This is a genomic window from Polaromonas sp. P3_B4 (assembly GCF_056402835.1).
The window spans coordinates 2,622,737-2,638,765 of sequence record NZ_JBFUGQ010000001.1 but is presented as its reverse complement, the minus strand read 5'-3'; the positions used below and the strand labels follow the sequence as shown (position 1 = coordinate 2,638,765).

Genomic DNA, 16,029 nt, shown 5'->3' with positions numbered 1-16,029 from the left:
TTCATACGGCGGCTCCGCCGCGCACCGCGCCGATGTGGCCGCGCAGCTCATGCACGATGTCGCTGAACTCGCGGGTGTAAGTGACTTCCAGGTCGCGCGGACGCGGCAGTTCAATCTCGCGCCGCACGACAAAGCGTCCCGGGCTTTTGCTCATCACATAGACGGTGTCGGCCAGGAACACCGACTCGCGCAAATCATGCGTGACCAGGATCACGTTGAAGCGCTGCTCGGTCCAGAGGTCGCGCAGGATGCACCAGAGCTCTTCACGCGTGAAGGCATCGAGCGCGCCGAAGGGCTCGTCGAGCAGCAGCATTTTGGGCTCGTGGATCAGCGCGCGGCAGATGCTGGCGCGCTGCTGCATGCCCCCAGACAGCTGCCAGGGGAATTTGTCTTCATAGCCTGCCAGGCCCACCTTCTGCAGCAGCTTGCGCGCCCGCTCTTCAAACTCCTTGCGCCTGGCCTTGAACTGGCTGCGATAAGGCTCGACAATCTCAAGCGGCAGCAACACGTTGTCGACGGTGGTGCGCCAGGGCAGCAGCGATGGCGCCTGGAAGGCCATACCGGAAATCTTCAGGGGCCCTGTCACTGGCCGTCCGTCAATCAGGATGCTCCCGGCCGACGGCATCTTCAGCCCGGTGGCCAGCTTCATGAAAGTGGACTTGCCGCAGCCCGAGGGCCCGACGATGGCAATGAACTCGCCCTGGCGCACCTGCAGATCGATGGCTTCAACGGAAAACTGTTTGCGCGCCAACAGCTCGTCGTTGTAGGCAAGCCAGACGTCCCGGAAGTCAACAAAAGGGCTGTCAGCGGTGGCGAGGGGCATGTTTTAGGTAGGAAAACGGCTGCTGGCCCAATCGGGATGTGCGCAAGCAGCTATTAAAAGTGTAGCAATCCGGGCAGGCATGGCGCCAGGCACAGAGCCTGAGGCCAGGACTTATTTCTTCGGCAGCACATTGAGCTCGGCTGCCGTGGGCAGGAAGGAGCCGTTCCACACTGCGTCGGGGTTGACACGGGTCTTGGTCCCGAAAGCGTCCGACACCTGCGAGGCCATCAGCGAGAGGCGCGGCGCTTTGACCTGGCCGAAGCCTTCGGCACGTGCGTCGGGGCTGTTGACGACGGTGTCGATGGCCAGGCGCAGGCGGCGCACTTCCAGCGGCACATTGATGATGCCGTCGCGCGCTTTCACGAATTCGATGGCGGCGGCCGGGTCGGCCACCACGTCTTTCACGCCCTTGGTAAAGGCCTGCAAAAACGCCTTGATGGCGGCCGGGTTTTCCTTGATGAGTTTGGGCGAGACGATCACCACGTTGCCGTAGTGCTTCACGCCGAAGTCGGCATAGGGCAGCACCACCACGTCTTCAGCCTTCACGCCGCGCGCCTCCAGGTTGAGCAGCGAGGTGAAGGTAAAGCCGGTGATGGCGTCCACGTCGCCGCGGGCCAGCATGGTTTCGCGCAGCGGCGGGTCCATGGCTGTCCACTGGAAGCCGGTGATGTTGTTGGCCTTGGCAAAAATCGGGAAGGCGCGGCGGCCGGCGTCAAACACCGGCGCGCCCATTTTTTTGCCGTTCAGGTCGGAGGGCGTCTTGATGCCTGATTTTTTGAGCGCCATGACGGAGGCCGGCGTGTTGTTGTAGACCATCATCACGCCTACCGGCTTGTTGGGTGCGTCCGGGTTGTTGGCGTGAAACTCCATCACCGAGGCCATGTCGGCAAAACCCATGTCGTAGGTGCCCGAGGCCACACGGGTCACCGCCCCGCCTGAGCCATTGCCGGCGTCCACCGTCACGTCGAGCTTGTTGGCCTTGAAGTACCCCTTGGCCACCGGCGTGAGGAAGAGGGCGGACGGGCCTTCGAAGCGCCAGTCGAGCTGGAACTTGATCGGCGTGTTTTGCGCATGGGCGTTCAGGGCTGCCAGGGCGATCACCGCCCCGGTCATCCTGGCTACAAGGCTGGGAAAGGCAGATGCGGCAGGTGCACGATTTTTCATGGCGGGATTTTCTTGAAGGGGTTGCAAAAGGGGAAACCGGCAGGCCAGCAATCAGCATAAGAACGCGGTGGCCGTGAAATCGAAGCGAACCTCAAAACGATACAGCAAAAACAATGCCTGCCACGCTGCGGAGTAGAACTTTGGCATTGCCCCGGCAGTTCAGGTGTCTGGTGGGTCTTGCCGCTGGGCGATGCGGATTGGCCTAAGAGCAACACCTGCCGCGTTCAGGTGCTGTCAGTTTTCGCACACTGGGATTACTCACAGGATGCATTTTGTGATGTATCGGCATCCGTATTTTTGGATGTACGGCTGGCCTGCTTTCCGCACATTGAGCGGCCCTGGCCGGGAGGATGCCCAAAGGCAGCTATTAAAAAGGTGGCCGCTGGCACCTCCTGTTCCTGGCCGCCAGGAAGTTCTGGAGGAAGGCTGAGGCTGTTACAGCTGTTTACGTTTGAGCGGAGCAGCTGCCGGTGATTTGGGCCGGGCACCGCCGCGCCCATGCCCATGGCAGGTTTCACCTGTCAGTCCTGACAGGGCGGACGCCATGAACAGGCTTTGACTATTTTTGCGGCCCGTCCATAGAGTGTATTTGCGTAGGTGACAAGGATTAAGCCGCAAGGCCATGCAGTTCCGAAGCCTTGACAAAGCCTTGGGGCAGTAGCCGAAGTCATCCAGCAACGATGTACTGGGTTAGCGGGCTTTCCAAAACAAGGCTTTCATGAAAACACCTTCCTCGCAGCTTCGCCGTCAGATGTTGTCAATCCTGGGCCTGGGCGCCCTCGCAGGGGGTATGGGTGGGCCGGGTAACGCCTGGGCCCAGGTTTCGGCTGCTGCCGCTGCCTCTGCTGCTAAAAAACCCGCAGGTGGCGCGAACTGGCGGTTGCTGATCAATGAAGCGGTGGGGGGCGACACCAACTCATTTTTGCTGACCAACCGTTATCGCCCTGCCGCCGACTTCATCAGCACCCAGCTCAAGGGGCGGCCCATCGTCGTGGAGCCCATGGTGGATATCAAGCGCTTCATGGCGGTGGCCCAAGGCGCCAGCAAGCCGGAGTTTGTCTTCGGGAAGTCCGTCAACCAGCTGGCCAAGCTGGTGCGCGACAACGGCTACCAGCCGGTGGTGCGGCGCGCCGATCCCTACAAGGCGGCCTTCATCGTGGCCAAGGATTCGCCCATTAAAACCCTGGCGGATGCGGCTGATGCAAAGGTCATCATGCCCGACGAGTCTGCCGCCACCAGTGCGGTGGCCCTGGCGGAACTGCGGCGGCAAAAACTCGGCCGGGTCCGCGTGACACACGTTCGCTTCCAGGAGGAAGTCGCGCAGTTTGTGAAGTCCGGAATGGGCCAGATCGGCGTGGTCAATCCCACCATTGCCAAAAAGTGGGTGGAAGAGGGCGGGCGCGTGGTGGCTGAAACCCAGCCGGTGGTGAACTGGTCGGTGCTCGCCAGTCCCAGCCTGGCGGCGGACATGGTGCAGCAGCTGCGCGACGCGCTGCTGGCCACCAATTCGGAAAGCGCCGCAGTGATGGCTTCGATGGGCGTGAAGGCCTGGGCTAAAGCGGAACGGAAGGACTACCTGGATTTGTTGGACTACACGAGGGAGTAAAAAATGGGTACGTTGATTCAAGCACGTCTGTTTTCACTTTCACTTTCGCCATGGCGGGCCGGACTGCTGGCAGCCATATTGGCATTTTCCTGCGGCGTACAAGCCCAGGAAAAAAGGGCGATACCGCCCAACATCGCACAGGCAGCGGCTGAAATTGCCGCGGAGCTCGCCAGCAGTTGCCCGCTGGCGCCGGCCGGTGACGTCAATGCCTACACGCAGTGCCGGCAAACCCTGTTCGGCCCGAGCCAGCTGCGTGCACATGTGGCGCCCATCATGCTGTGGGGTCGGCAAAACAAAAAGGACAACGCCACCCTGCGCCAGACCAACCTGACCCAGTTCGCCCCTGACGCCTGGACCGGCATGTATGCGCCGCTCTTCATGTTCAACGGCCGGCATACCGTGGAGTGGGTGGCCGACGAGAAGATGTTCCTGGTGCGGCTTGAGGCGGCCTTTCGCAACCGCCTGCCGCCGGGCCAGTTTCCTTATCCGTTCTGGCACGACGAGGCCAAGTGGTCGATGTACGAAAACGCCCGCAGCATGATGCTCTGGATCAGCCCCGAAACGGGAACCATCAAGGTAGCGCAGTTCACCGACGTGGCGCCCACGCCGCTGTTGCAACCGGTGCAGACGGTGCAGCATGAAAAATACCAGGGCCCATGGCTCTGGACTGACGACAAGGGCCACACCCAACCGGCGGTGACGCTGTTCGACGGCTTGTACCGGCCGGAAAACCCGCATCTGGGCAACGTCGACAAACGCTACCGTGACCTGGCGCTGCAGATGCGCGAGTCGCAGTGTGTGAACTGCCATGTACCCAACAACCCCGACAAGATGAGCCGCCTGGTGCTGCTGTCTACACCCGCGCATGCCGCGGCAGAGGTGGACCGGTTGATCAAGGCCGTGCGGGAAGACCGCATGCCGATGGACGAGTTCAGGTTGAGCTACGCGCTCTCGGAAGACAACAAGAAATGGCTGCTTGAGAGTGCGCTGGCATTCAAGGCAACCTTGACAGCTGCCAGGCAATGGGAAGACGAGGCAGCGAAGAAGACCGTGCAATCTGCAATTAACCCTTTGAAGGTGATCAAATGAATACTCCGTTGCTGTCACAAGTTACCGGTCGCCGCGCGGTTCTTCGCGGTGTGGTGGGCACCGCGGTTGCCGTGGCCTGGCAGGGCTTTCCCATGGTCAGCTGGAGCCAGCAGGCGGCGGGCCAGCTGGCGGGTGTTGATCGCTGGAGGCTGCTGATCAATGAGGCGGTTACGGCAGACCTCAGCATTTCGATGCTGGCCCTGCGTTACCGGGGGCTGGCCGACTACCTGGGAGGGCAGATCCGCAACAAGCAGGTGGTGGTTGACCCCGTCATCGACATCCAGAACTTCGTGCGGCAGGCATCGTCAGAGCAAAAGCCCCTGATGGTGTTCGGAAAATCCGTCAACCAGCTGTCCAAGCTGGTTCGCGATGGAGGTTACCAACCCCTGGTGCGCCGGCCCGAGCCCTACCAGGCCGCCTTTATCGTGAAGAACAGCTCGCCCATCAACAACATCGGGCAACTGAGCGGCAAGAAGATCCTGATGCCTGACGAATCGTCCGCCACGGTGGCGGTCGCGCGTGCCGAGATGCGCCGCCTGAATGTGCGCGAACCCTATATTTCCTACACACGCTACCAGGATTCCGTGTCGGCACAGGTGGCGGCAGGCCTTGCCGAGGTGGGTGCGGTGAATCCGACCATCGCCAGGAAATGGCAGGAAGGCGGAGGCCGCATCATTGGTGAAACCCAGCCCGTGGTGAACTGGTCGGTGCTGGCCGCCCCCGGCGTGCCGGCGGACATGATCAGCCGCCTGCAGGATTCCCTGCTGGCCATGAACAGCCAGTCGGCCGGCATCATGTCCGAGATCGGCGTCAAGCAGTGGGTCAAGGCCGAGCGCAAGGAATATCTCGCGCTGCTGGACTACACCCGCGAGTAACCTGCCATCAGACCGGGCCGGGCAGCAGCAGATCGAGTAGCGTCCGCGCAATCACCTTGGTAGCGCGGCGCAGGTCTTCGAGTTCCAGGCGCTCATCGGCCCGCTTGGCATGCGACTCCAGCACGGTGCGCGGTCCGGCGCCGTAAATGACGCCGGGAATGCCGGCCTCAGCGTACAGCCGTACGTCGGTGTACAGCGGCGTGCCCATGGCCGGGATGGCCTGGCCGAACAGCGCTTCGCCGTGCTTCTGGATGGCCTCCACCAGGGGCTTGTTGCCCGCCAGCGGCCGCATCGAGTTGGCCAGCAGCAGGCGCTTGATGTCGACCGAGATGCCCTTGCAGCCGGCGGCCGCGTCGGCAATCACTTTGCGGATGTTGGCCTCGACCTCGGCGGGATTCTCCTCGGGGATCATGCGGCGGTCCAGCTTGAACATCACCTTGCCCGGCACCACGTTGGTGTTGGTGCCGCCTTCGATGCGGCCCACGTTCAGGTAAGGGTGCTGGATGCCCTCGACCTTTGAAGTCACCTGCTGGTACAGCGCATTCTGCGCATAGAGCGCATTGAGAATGTGCACCGCGCCCTGCAAGGCGTCGATGCCGGTGTCGGGAATGGCGGCGTGCGCCATCTTGCCGTGCACCGTGACTTCCATCTGCAGGCAGCCGTTGTGCGCGGTGACGACTTCGTATGAGAAACCCGCCGCGATCAGCAGGTCGGGTTTTGTCAGGCCCTTTTTGAGCAGCCAGCCCGGGCCCATCTCGCCGCCGAACTCTTCGTCGTAGGTGAAATGCAGCTCAACGCTGCCTTTGAGTGGTGCGTCCAGTGATTCGAGCGCACGCACTGCAAAGGTGAAGCTGGCGAAGTCGCACTTGCTGACGGCTGATGCGCGTCCGTAAATCTTGCCGCCTTCAATCTCGCCGCCATAGGGATCTTTGGTCCAGCCTTCGCCTGGCGGCACCACGTCGCCGTGGGCGTTGAGGGCAATGGTTTTGCCTTCGCCTTTGTTGCCGTAATGGCGGCGCACGATCAGGTTGGTGATGGACTCCATGCCGTAGCCACGCACTTCGGCTTCGGGCACGGGGTATTTCTCAGCGTCAAAACCGAAGGCCTTGATGAGCTCTGCCGTGCGCTCGGCATGTGGCGCGTTGTTGCCCGGTGGCGTGTCGGTGGGCACGCGGATGAGCTGCTGCAGGAATACCGTTTCTTCGTCGAAATGGGCATCGATCCAGCTGTCAAGCCGGGCGTAATCTGTAGTGAGGGTCATTGTTGTTCAGGAGAAAGATGGGTAAGCAGATGCGCCAGGGCATGGATCGCAAGTTCGATGTCGTCGCTGGTGGTGCTTTCCAGCGGGTTGTGGCTGATGCCCGAGTTCTGGCCGCGTACAAAAAGCATGGCCTGCGGCATCACCTTGTGCAGTTTCATCGCGTCATGGCCGGCGCCGCTGGGCATGCGGTACAGAGGCACGCCCAGGCTTTGCACTGCGGCTTCCCAGCGCAGTTGCCAGGCAGGTGCGCTGGGGGCAGCGGCGGCGCGCTCGGTCAATTCGGTCGTGAAGTGCATACCGCGGCGCTCGCAAATGCTTTTGAGTTCGGCCAGCACGTCGGCCACCAGCGCGTCGCGCTGCGCATCGATGGGCGCGCGCAGGTCGAGCGAAAAGAGGCAGCGCCCGGGCACCACATTGATGGAGCCGCTGGGCACCTGCAGCATGCCGACCGTGCCGACGGAATTTCCGTCTTGCGCCGCGCGCCGTTCCACATACAGCAGTAATTCGGCCGCGGCTGCTGCGGCGTCACGGCGGCGGTTCATGGGCGTGGTGCCGGCGTGGCTGGCCATGCCGGTGATCTCGCACAGGTAGCGGACATTGCCGTTGATGGAGGTCACGATGCCCAGCGGCAGGTCGAGCTCGTTGAGTACCGGGCCTTGCTCGATATGCACCTCGATAAAGCCGAGGTAGTTGTCCGCGTCACGTTTGATCTTCGTGATGTCTTCGGGCTTGAGGCCAGCGTTGTGCATGGCCTCGCGCATGGTGATGCCGTCAGCGTCTTTCTGTTCCAGCCACTCGGGCTTGAAGTCACCGATCAGCGCGCCTGAACCCAAAAAGGTGGCTTTGTAGCGCTGGCCTTCTTCTTCGGCAAAGCCGACCACCTCAAAATTAAAGGGCAGGCGCTTGCCCTGGCGGTGCAGCTCGCGTACGCAGGCCATGGGCACAAAAATGCCGAGCCGGCCGTCGTATTTGCCGCCGTTGCGCACGGTGTCGTAGTGGCTGCCGGTCAGCAGGGTCTTGGCGTTGGGGGTGGCGGCCTTGTAGATACCCACCACATTGCCGACCGCGTCGATCTTCACCTCGTCAAAGCCGCAGTCCCGCATGGTGTTGCTGATGAAAGCCGCGCAGGCACGGTGCGCATCAGTGAGGTAGGTCACCGTGAGCTGGCCCTTTTCAAGATAGCCCGGATCGCTGTACTGCGACATCGTTTCCTGCCAGTCCCACACGTCGTTGCCCAGCGCGGGCGTGGCGGCGAACTTGTCGTTGAGCCGTAGCTCCACCACGCGGTGGATGTTGCGCAGGTTTTCCTGCAGCTCGAAGTCAGGGTGATTTTGCAGGCGCCGAGCGAAGGTCTCGATGATCTGCTGCTTGCTCAAACCGTCGCCGCGCGGGCCGCGCACCGCCAGGATAAAAGGAAAGCCGAACTTCGCGTTGTAGTCGGCATTGAGCTTTTGCAGGGTGGCGAACTCTTCGGGCGTGCAGTCCGTGAGGCCGGCCTTGCCTTGCTCGTTGGTCGATTCCGCCGTCAGGCTTTTACTGACCATGGCTTTGCCGGCCAGTTCGGGGTGGGCCTGGATGAGCTTGACCTGCGCGTCCTTGCCGGCCTCGCGCAGTACTTGCGCCATGGTGTGCTTCAGGTGGGCGAGGGACTGGAAAGGGCGGGCGTCCAGCGCCTTTTCGGCAATCCAGGGGGAATGCTCATAGAGGCCGTCGAGCAGTTGCAGCGCTTCTGCGCGCGGTACGGCATTGACTTGTTCCAGCGTGATGGCCATGTTCAGCTTTCCTGCCGGGGCATGTAAGGATGGTTGGCCTGCCAGTGGCGCGCAATATCGATGCGGCGGCAGACCCAGACGCGCTCATGCTTTTGCACGTGGTCAAGAAAACGCTGCAGCGCCACGATGCGGCCCGGCCGACCCAGCAGGCGGCAATGCATGCCGACGCTCAGCATCTTGGGCGACGCACTGCCTTCGGCATACAGCGCATCAAAGCTGTCGCGCAGGTAGATGAAAAAATCATCGGCCTGCGAGAAGCCCTGCGGGAGGGCAAAGCGCATGTCGTTGGTGTCCAGCGTGTAGGGCACCACCAGGCGCGGCACGACCTGACCGTCGGTGCGTTTCACCTCAGTCCAGAAGGGCAGGTCGTCGCCGTAGTAGTCGCTGTCGTATTCGAGCCGGCCGTCATCGGCCACCAGCCGGCGCGTGTTGGGGCTGTCGCGTCCGGTGTACCAGCCCAGCGGGCGTGTGCCGGTGAGTTTTTCAATGGCGTCCAGGCCCAGGCGCATGTGTTCGCGCTCGGTGGCCTCGTCGATCTGCTGGTAGTTGATCCAGCGCCAGCCGTGGCAGGCGATTTCGTGGCCGAGTTCGGTGAAAGCCGCGGCGACTTCGGGGTGGCGTTGCAGCGCCATGCCGACGCCGAAAACGGTGAGCGGCAGCTTGCGTTTTTCAAACTCGCGCAGGATGCGCCATACGCCCACGCGCGAGCCGTATTCGTAGATGCCTTCCATGCTGAGGTGCCGGTCGGCAAAGCTGGGTGGATTGGCCATCTCGGACAAAAACTGTTCGGAGCCGGCGTCGCCGTGCAGCACCGAGTTTTCGCCGCCTTCTTCATAGTTGAGGACGAACTGCACGGCGATGCGTGCCCGCCCCGGCCAGTTGGCTTGTGGCGGGTTGCGGCCGTAGCCGACCAAATTTCTAGGGTAGCCAGTGTTCATATCAGTACTCATGACAGCGCCATGGAAATATCGTTCGTCGGTACCTTGCGGTCAAAGGCGAGGCTCTTCTCGACGTGCAGCAGGTGGTCATTCATGAGGCGTACGGCCAGCGCTTCGTTCCTGGCGGCCAGCGCCTTGACGATTTCGGCGTGCTCGTCATTGGAGTGTTCAGCAGCACTGGCTGTCTGGTACATCAGGGTAATGAGGGCGCAGCGCGAGGTCAGCTCGCCCAGCATCTGGGCCAGCACTTCATTGCCCATGAGCTCGGCCATGCGCACATGAAAGTCGCCCAGCAACTCCGTCCGGCCCGAAACGTCGCCGAGGTCCACCGCGGATTTTTCGCGTGCGACGTGTTCCTTCAGTGCCTTGATTTTGGCGGGGGTGACTTCGCGCACAAAGGCCCGTGTCATTTCGGCTTCGAGCATGCGGCGCACGGCAAACACCTGCCGCGCTTCCATCACGGACGGCGCGGCCACGAAAGCGCCGCGGGCCGGTTCCAGGCGGATCAGGCGGTTTTGCGAAAGCTGGAACAGTGCCTGCCGCACCAGTGTGCGCGAGACGCCGAAATGGTCGGCCAGTTTTTGCTCGGCCAGCTTGGTGCCCGGATGCAGCCTGTGCTCCACAATAGCCTTGGTCAGGGCTTCGACGATGGTGTGGGTGGTTGACGATTCCATCGGTCGATAATAGCCGGAATGCTGAAAAGTGTATACACTTTTGGTAAACCGGATCAAAACAAGAGCTGCTCAAAAACCCAGCGAAGCGGTCCTGGCCAGGCGCGTCGCCGCAGACAGTGCTATCAGCACGGCAAGGTGGCGCAACAACGCCAGGAGGGTTTTTTGAGCAGCTCCCTCAACTACTACCAAGGAATACCATGGGCTTGAGCACACATGTACTGGACACCATGCACGGCACGCCGGCAGGCGGCATGAAGGCGTCGCTCTACACCACGCATGCGGGTCAGGCGACGCTGGTGAAGCAGTTCATCCTCAATGAAGATGGGCGCAATCCCGATGGACTGCTATACGACAGCGCTAATCTGAAAGCCGGCACCTACCGGCTCGTGTTCGAGGTGGCGGCCTACTTCAAGGCGCGCGGCGTGAAACTGCCCGAGCCGGCTTTCCTGGACCAGGTGACGCTGGACTTCGGTGTGGCCGATCCGCACCTTCATTACCACGTGCCCCTGCTGGTCAGCCCCTGGAGTTATTCCACCTATCGCGGCAGCTGAGCGGGTGCCAGGCCAGACCCGTGTCATGGCGCCGTCATCCGGGGCGGCGACAATCAGCGGTTTGTGCAACTTTCTTCCTCCTCCATGAATGTCAAGCCAATGACCCTGAGCCGCCGCCAGGCCCTGCTGCTGTCCGCAGGCACCGCCGCCAGCCTCGTGGCTCCAGCCGTATTGGCCCAAGGCCCTTCAGCGGGTTCTGCCGGCTCACCGGCCTCGGCCGCATCCGTTCCCGCCGGCATCTATCCTGAGCGCGCCGTCAAGATCGTCGTGCCTTTTGCCCCCGGCGCCGGCACCGACGCCATGGCACGACTGATTGCGCAAAAACTCGGCGAAACCATGAATGCCACCTTTGTGGTGGACAACCGTGCGGGCGCTTCCGGCGCTATAGGCACGCAGTATGTGGCGCAGTCCCCGGCCGACGGCTACACGCTGCTGCTGGTGGCCTCACCCTTCACCACCGTGGCGGCCTCCCTGCCCAGCGCCAATTACGACCCGCTGCGCCAGTTCACGCCGGTGGGCATGATCGCCAGCGGACCGCTGGTTTGGGCGGCCAACACCAAGCTGCCGGCCAACACCATGAAAGAGCTGGTCACGCTGGCCCGGCAAAAGCCCGGCGCGCTGAACTACGGCTCGGCCGGGGCGGGCGGTGTCAACCACCTCGTGCTTGAGTTGCTGAAAGCCCGTACTGGTACCTTCATCACGCACATTCCTTACCGCGGTGTGGCGCCCGCCACCATGGACATGATCGGCGGGCAGATCCAGCTGATCACAGGCACCATCCCGGCCCTGCTGCCTTTCATCAAAAACGGCAGCATCAAGCCACTGGCGGTAACAAGCGCCAAACGTTCAAGTGCCTTGCCCGACGTGCCCAGCATGACGGAAGCCGGCCTGGCGGGCATTGACGTTGTCAATTACTTCGCATTGATGGCACCCACCGGTACACCGCCAACCATCGTCAATGCACTGAACGCGGCCATCAACAAGGTCGTGGCTTTGCCCGAGGTGGTGGCGCGGTTCAAGGCCGACGCCGTGGAGGCCGCACCCGGCTCGCCCGCATTGCTCGGCCACTTCATCGAAGCCGACTACCGCGCCTGGCGCAACGTCGTTAAAACGCAGAATCTGAAGATTGAATAGGCCCCCACGGTCGCTCACTTCGTGTAGCTTCCTGCCCCCCGAGGGGGCCGCTCGCCTGCGGCCCGGCAAAGCCGGTTCCGCGGCTCATGCTGGCATGGCCGGCTCGCTTCGCATCGCCTTCTTCTCGTGCTTCTGCCCTTTGTCGGCGGAGTTCTAGTCCTGTCCCTCAGTAAGGGTGTCGAGCTGGAATTTGCCGCTCTTGTGCCAAAGCCAGGTGTCGGTGTAGACCACCTTGCCCATGCGCGTAGGCGCCGGGAAGGGGGACGCCTGCTGGATGGTGCGTTCGATCTCCGCTATCACTTCGGGTGCATGGCGCGGTGCGCGCATCCAGTCCAGGCGGGTGACGCGGCCGACCCTGTCGATTTCCACATTCAGCACACCCACGGCATACAGCAGCGGTGGCATGCGGCCTTTGTAGATACGGTCGGAATTGAGGCCGTAGATGTGCGTGGCGCCGTCTTCCCGGTAGGCGCGCGGTGTGGACGCCCCCGAACTTCTGGCGGAACCTTGCGGCCCCGCGATCGGCCCGATCACCGGGGAAGAGGGTTCCGGGGCCTTCGATGTCGGTGCTGCGGGTTCCGGCGCGGTCTTGCAGGCGCTCACCACTGCTGCACCGGCTGCAGAAAGCAGGGCCACCAGCCAGAAGCGGCGCGGTGTGGAGTCGGACATGTCTTGTCTCATCGTGCTTGCCTTTGCCGGGTTTTTGAGCGGCCGGCTCATTGAATTCTGTGTATACCTGCTATCACGCCCCGTAGCTGCCAGGGGCCAAGGTGGTGCTAAGGTGGCGTTCAAGGCATTTTGCCCAATATTTTGTCCACCCACCTGTCAAGTCGTCACCAATGGTTTCCAGTGTCTCCAGTCTGCAACTTGAAGACTTCCTGGCCCGCCTGGCCTCGGCGCCGGCGGTGCTGGTGGAGGTGGCAGAGGCGCAGGGCTCGGTGCCTCGCGAGGCGGGAACCTGGATGGCCGTCTTTCCCGATGCGCTGGTGGGCACGATAGGCGGCGGCCACCTGGAATACGACGCCATCGCCAAGGCGCGTGCGTTGCTCGCGGGTGATGCCGCCGGGCGTCAGGCGACAACACTGCGCGTAGCGCTGGGCCCGTCGCTGGGCCAATGCTGCGGCGGCGTGGTGGAGCTTCGCTTTGAGTGCGTCAGCGTGGGTGACATACAGGCGCTCGCCTTGCGGCTGGGCCAGGCCGCGCTGACGCCGGTGGCGCTGTTCGGCGGCGGCCACGTCGGCCACGCGCTGGTGCGGGTGCTCGCGCCCTTGCCGTTTTCACTCACCTGGATAGACAGCCGCGATGGCGTGTTTCCCGCCAGCGTGCCGCCGCGCGTGATGGCCGAACATTCCGATCCCGTACAAGCCGCCGTGCCTGGCCTGGCGCCGCAGTCCCGTGTGCTCATCATGAGCTTCAGCCACGCGGAAGACCTGGACATCGTGGCCGCCTGCCTGCTGCGCCAGCGAGAGAAATCCGATTTACCCTACATCGGCTTGATCGGGAGCAAGACCAAATGGGCGGTATTCCGCCACCGCCTGGAAGCTCGAGGCTTCGCCGCGGGCGAGCTGGCGCAAGTGACGTGCCCCATCGGCGTGCCCGGCATTACCGGCAAGGAGCCAGAAGTCATCGCCGTGGCGGTAGCGGCCCAGCTGTTGCAAACCATCAACGCGGGTTGAGCGCGGCGCAGAAATTTTTCGGAGCTGAAGCCAAACTCTATAAACTTGGCGCGTCAGGCCGCAGCGGAGCCGGGAAGCCGGAGCTAACTTCAAGTTGGCGCCAGCTTCTTTTGTTCGCGGCCACGTTTTCTGCTTACAGCGCCCGCAGTGGTGAGCAGGTTGCACAAGGCAGCGCCCTCGCGTGCTGCATAGGTTGAGAGATATGGAAAACTACCTTCTCGACTGGGCCAACCTGCTGCTGCGCTGGGTCCATGTCATCACCGCCATCGCCTGGGTGGGTTCCTCGTTTTATTTTGTCTTTCTCGACAGCAGCCTCACGCCGCCCGAGGATGAAGACCTCAAAAAGCAGGGCGTGAGCGGCGAGCTCTGGGCGGTGCACGGCGGCGGTTTTTACCACCCCGTCAAATTTGCCGTCAAGCCGCCGCAGCTGCCGGCCCACCTGCACTGGTTTTACTGGGAAAGCTACAGCACCTGGCTGTCGGGCTTTGCGCTGTTCACGATTTCCTATCTGTGGAACGCCGGCACCTACCTCGTCGACAAATCGCTGATGAACTGGTCGCCCGGTGCGGCCGGTGCGGTGGCGCTGTCCTTCTTTGTAATTTTCTGGATGCTGTACGACGGCATCTGCCAGCTGTTCGGGCGCAAGAAAAACGGAGACGCCATCGTCGGCGCGTTGGTCGCGGTGCTGGTGTGCGCAGCCTCGTGGCTGGCCTGCCACTGGTTCGCCGGGCGCGCTGCCTTCCTGCTGGTGGGCGCCATGATGGCCACCGCCATGAGCGCCAATGTGTTCTTCTGGATCATCCCCGGCCAGCGCAAGGTGGTGGCCGCCATCAAGGCCGGCGAGCCGGTCGATGCGGTGCACGGCCAGCGCGGCAAACAGCGCAGCGTGCACAACACCTACTTCACGCTGCCGGTGCTGTTCGCCATGCTCAGCAACCACTACAGCTTCACCTGGAGCCACCCGCAGAACTGGCTGGTGCTGATTTTGATGATGCTGGCCGGTGCGGCCATCCGCCAGTTCTTTGTGCTGCGCCACGGCTACAAGCTGGGCCGCAACCGACACCCGTTGCCGTATGCGCTGGTGGGCGTGGCTGTCATCGCCGCCGTGATCGTCTGGATGAAACCTCCTGTCGCTGTGGGTGCTATCAATTCAGTAGCTGGTGGCGCACAACCAGTGGGCGCTGCAAGCCAAAACAGCTTTCAACAAGTGCAGGCCATCATGGCCCAGCGCTGCTACCTGTGCCACGGTGCGCAGGTGCAGATGAAAAACGTGCGGCTTGATTCGCCCGAGGCATTGGCGCGCCACGCGACGCAGGTCTACCAGCAGGCGGTGGTCACGCGGCTGATGCCCATGAACAATGCCACGGGCATCACCGAGGCCGAGCGGCAGGCGATCAGGCAGTGGTTCGATGCGGGCGCCAAAACACAGTAAGCCGGGCAAGCCTTACCAGTTGCCCGCCAGCCCCGCAGCGCGTGTGGACGGCTTGCCGAAGTGCTGGGCCAGGAAATCCACAAAAGCCCTGACCCGCACCGAATGCTGGTGGCGGGCCGGGTACACCGCATGGATGTCGGCTGCCGGTGTGCGGTAGTTCTCGAGCACCTGCACCAGCCTGCCGCTGCGCAGGTATTTGGCGATGTCCCATTCGGCGCGCATCAAAATACCGTGGCCATCGAGCGCCCAGTTCACCGCAATCTCGCCGTCGCTGGTGCTGAGGTTGCCGTGCACCTTGATGGCCTGCGTGTGCTTGCCGGACGCCAGGCGCCACATGCCGTAGGCCTCGTCGCCCTGGCGTATGCCGATGCAGTTGTGCTGCGCCAGGTCGTGCGGCACCCTGGGCGTGCCGTGGCGGGCCAGATAGGCCGGTGAAGCGCAGAGCAGGCGGCGATTTGGCGCGATCAGCCGCGCAATCACGCGGGCGTCCGGCGGTTCACCGAAACGGACACAAACATCGAAGGCGTCTTCAGTCAGCGGCGGCGGATTGACCGTGAGCTGCAACTGCACTTCCACCTCAGGATGGGCTTTCACGAAACGCGAGATCAGCGGCGCCACATGGCTGCGGCCGAAGCCTATGGTGGCGTTCACGCGCAGCAGGCCCTTGGGCGCCGCCACGGCACTGGACACCTGCTGCTCCATGTCGTCAATGTCGGCGAGGATGCGGCGCGCGTGCGTGAGGTAAATCTCGCCTTCCTGCGTGAGGCTGGCGCGCCGCGTGGTGCGGCTCAGCAACTGCACCCCCAGCCTGGCCTCCATCTGTGAGAGCCGTTTGCTGATGGCTGCTGTGCTGACGCCGAGCTCGCGCGCCGTGGCCGACAGGCTGCCGTAGCGCGCCAGCAGGCTGAAAAAAGCCATCTCCGAGGGGGCTGTATTGACCGGATTCATTCATAACCTGTAGTTAACAGTGATCTTACTTTAAGAGGTTTTATTGCCTGTGCCAATCGCTACAGTGAGCAGATCACAACCGAGAA

Annotated in this window: 15 protein-coding genes; 7 read left to right on the top strand and 8 right to left on the bottom strand. The window is 62.7% G+C overall.

From position 1 onward, the window contains the following. Position 1: 1 nt before the first annotated feature. Together AC1DVV_RS12530 and AC1DVV_RS12525 are read right to left on the bottom strand one after the other, a co-directional pair. The gene (locus AC1DVV_RS12530) at positions 2-823 is read right to left on the bottom strand and encodes an ABC transporter ATP-binding protein (protein WP_457279814.1); all 822 of its coding nucleotides are present in this window, start codon (positions 821-823) and stop codon (positions 2-4) included. 111 nt (positions 824-934) lie between these two features. Next, positions 935-1,936: an ABC transporter substrate-binding protein gene (locus AC1DVV_RS12525; protein ID WP_457280953.1), complete on the bottom strand. Its 1,002-nt coding sequence runs from the start codon at positions 1,934-1,936 to the stop codon at positions 935-937. Positions 1,937-2,705: 769 nt separating this feature from the next. Between AC1DVV_RS12525 and AC1DVV_RS12520 the strand changes: the two genes are divergently transcribed. The 3 genes from AC1DVV_RS12520 to AC1DVV_RS12510 are packed head-to-tail and all read left to right on the top strand — an operon-like array spanning position 2,706 to position 5,557. Beyond that, positions 2,706-3,593: a phosphate/phosphite/phosphonate ABC transporter substrate-binding protein gene (locus AC1DVV_RS12520; RefSeq protein WP_457279815.1), complete on the top strand. Its 888-nt coding sequence runs from the start codon at positions 2,706-2,708 to the stop codon at positions 3,591-3,593. Positions 3,594-3,596: 3 nt separating this feature from the next. After that, positions 3,597-4,682, top strand: coding sequence for a hypothetical protein (locus AC1DVV_RS12515; protein ID WP_457279816.1), 1,086 nt, complete (start codon positions 3,597-3,599; stop codon positions 4,680-4,682). After that, entirely contained in the window at positions 4,679-5,557 is an 879-nt protein-coding gene (locus AC1DVV_RS12510; protein ID WP_477665489.1) for a phosphate/phosphite/phosphonate ABC transporter substrate-binding protein, read from the top strand. Before AC1DVV_RS12515 ends, AC1DVV_RS12510 begins: the two co-directional genes overlap by 4 nt. A gap of 7 nt (positions 5,558-5,564) precedes the next feature. On the opposite strand, the gene AC1DVV_RS12505 is transcribed toward AC1DVV_RS12510, so the two are convergent. The 4 genes from AC1DVV_RS12505 to AC1DVV_RS12490 are packed head-to-tail and all read right to left on the bottom strand — an operon-like array spanning position 5,565 to position 10,202. Next, positions 5,565-6,818, bottom strand: a complete 1,254-nt coding sequence (locus AC1DVV_RS12505; protein ID WP_477665490.1) for a M20 family metallopeptidase — start codon at positions 6,816-6,818, stop codon at positions 5,565-5,567. Further along, complete coding sequence (gene uraD, locus AC1DVV_RS12500) at positions 6,815-8,590, bottom strand: 2-oxo-4-hydroxy-4-carboxy-5-ureidoimidazoline decarboxylase (RefSeq protein WP_477665491.1); 1,776 nt, start codon at positions 8,588-8,590, stop codon at positions 6,815-6,817. The genes AC1DVV_RS12505 and uraD overlap by 4 nt, the downstream gene beginning before the upstream one ends. A 2-nt stretch (positions 8,591-8,592) precedes the next feature. Next, positions 8,593-9,528 carry an allantoinase PuuE gene (gene puuE, locus AC1DVV_RS12495; protein ID WP_477665492.1) on the bottom strand — a complete coding sequence of 312 codons (936 nt, stop codon included), beginning with the start codon at positions 9,526-9,528 and terminating at the stop codon, positions 8,593-8,595. A gap of 8 nt (positions 9,529-9,536) precedes the next feature. Then, a complete protein-coding gene (locus AC1DVV_RS12490; protein WP_457279821.1) occupies positions 9,537-10,202 on the bottom strand; it encodes a GntR family transcriptional regulator in 666 nt (221 codons plus the stop codon). A 197-nt stretch (positions 10,203-10,399) separates the two neighbouring features. On the opposite strand from AC1DVV_RS12490, the gene uraH reads away from it, so the two are divergent. Next, positions 10,400-10,753 (top strand): hydroxyisourate hydrolase, encoded by a 354-nt coding sequence (gene uraH, locus AC1DVV_RS12485; protein WP_477701797.1) that lies wholly within the window; start codon positions 10,400-10,402, stop codon positions 10,751-10,753. A gap of 84 nt (positions 10,754-10,837) precedes the next feature. Next, on the top strand, positions 10,838-11,887 hold the full coding sequence (locus tag AC1DVV_RS12480) for a tripartite tricarboxylate transporter substrate binding protein (protein ID WP_457279823.1): 1,050 nt from the start codon (positions 10,838-10,840) through the stop codon (positions 11,885-11,887). Between the two features lie 153 nt (positions 11,888-12,040). Here the strand turns inward: AC1DVV_RS12480 and AC1DVV_RS12475 are convergent, their stop codons facing one another. Next, positions 12,041-12,556: a hypothetical protein gene (locus AC1DVV_RS12475; protein WP_457279824.1), complete on the bottom strand. Its 516-nt coding sequence runs from the start codon at positions 12,554-12,556 to the stop codon at positions 12,041-12,043. Between the two features lie 170 nt (positions 12,557-12,726). Here AC1DVV_RS12475 and xdhC point away from each other — a divergent pair, with 170 nt between their 5' ends. Together xdhC and AC1DVV_RS12465 are read left to right on the top strand one after the other, a co-directional pair. Next, positions 12,727-13,563, top strand: coding sequence for a xanthine dehydrogenase accessory protein XdhC (gene xdhC / locus AC1DVV_RS12470; protein ID WP_477701796.1), 837 nt, complete (start codon positions 12,727-12,729; stop codon positions 13,561-13,563). Between the two features lie 202 nt (positions 13,564-13,765). After that, on the top strand, positions 13,766-14,995 hold the full coding sequence (locus AC1DVV_RS12465) for a urate hydroxylase PuuD (RefSeq protein WP_477701795.1): 1,230 nt from the start codon (positions 13,766-13,768) through the stop codon (positions 14,993-14,995). A gap of 12 nt (positions 14,996-15,007) precedes the next feature. Here AC1DVV_RS12465 and AC1DVV_RS12460 read toward each other — a convergent pair whose 3' ends face one another. Next, a complete protein-coding gene (locus AC1DVV_RS12460) occupies positions 15,008-15,943 on the bottom strand; it encodes a LysR family transcriptional regulator (RefSeq protein ID WP_477701794.1) in 936 nt (311 codons plus the stop codon). Positions 15,944-16,029: the final 86 nt, after the last annotated feature.

Coding starts and splice junctions, on each gene's coding strand:
- AC1DVV_RS12530 (WP_457279814.1), bottom strand. CDS start 823: ATGCCCCTCGCCACCGCTGACAGCCCTTTTGTTGACTTCCGGGACGTC.
- AC1DVV_RS12525 (WP_457280953.1), bottom strand. CDS start 1,936: ATGACCGGGGCGGTGATCGCCCTGGCAGCCCTGAACGCCCATGCGCAA.
- AC1DVV_RS12520 (WP_457279815.1), top strand. CDS start 2,706: ATGAAAACACCTTCCTCGCAGCTTCGCCGTCAGATGTTGTCAATCCTG.
- AC1DVV_RS12515 (WP_457279816.1), top strand. CDS start 3,597: ATGGGTACGTTGATTCAAGCACGTCTGTTTTCACTTTCACTTTCGCCA.
- AC1DVV_RS12510 (WP_477665489.1), top strand. CDS start 4,679: ATGAATACTCCGTTGCTGTCACAAGTTACCGGTCGCCGCGCGGTTCTT.
- AC1DVV_RS12505 (WP_477665490.1), bottom strand. CDS start 6,818: ATGACCCTCACTACAGATTACGCCCGGCTTGACAGCTGGATCGATGCC.
- uraD (WP_477665491.1), bottom strand. CDS start 8,590: ATGGCCATCACGCTGGAACAAGTCAATGCCGTACCGCGCGCAGAAGCG.
- puuE (WP_477665492.1), bottom strand. CDS start 9,528: ATGAACACTGGCTACCCTAGAAATTTGGTCGGCTACGGCCGCAACCCG.
- AC1DVV_RS12490 (WP_457279821.1), bottom strand. CDS start 10,202: ATGGAATCGTCAACCACCCACACCATCGTCGAAGCCCTGACCAAGGCT.
- uraH (WP_477701797.1), top strand. CDS start 10,400: ATGGGCTTGAGCACACATGTACTGGACACCATGCACGGCACGCCGGCA.
- AC1DVV_RS12480 (WP_457279823.1), top strand. CDS start 10,838: ATGAATGTCAAGCCAATGACCCTGAGCCGCCGCCAGGCCCTGCTGCTG.
- AC1DVV_RS12475 (WP_457279824.1), bottom strand. CDS start 12,556: ATGTCCGACTCCACACCGCGCCGCTTCTGGCTGGTGGCCCTGCTTTCT.
- xdhC (WP_477701796.1), top strand. CDS start 12,727: ATGGTTTCCAGTGTCTCCAGTCTGCAACTTGAAGACTTCCTGGCCCGC.
- AC1DVV_RS12465 (WP_477701795.1), top strand. CDS start 13,766: ATGGAAAACTACCTTCTCGACTGGGCCAACCTGCTGCTGCGCTGGGTC.
- AC1DVV_RS12460 (WP_477701794.1), bottom strand. CDS start 15,943: ATGAATCCGGTCAATACAGCCCCCTCGGAGATGGCTTTTTTCAGCCTG.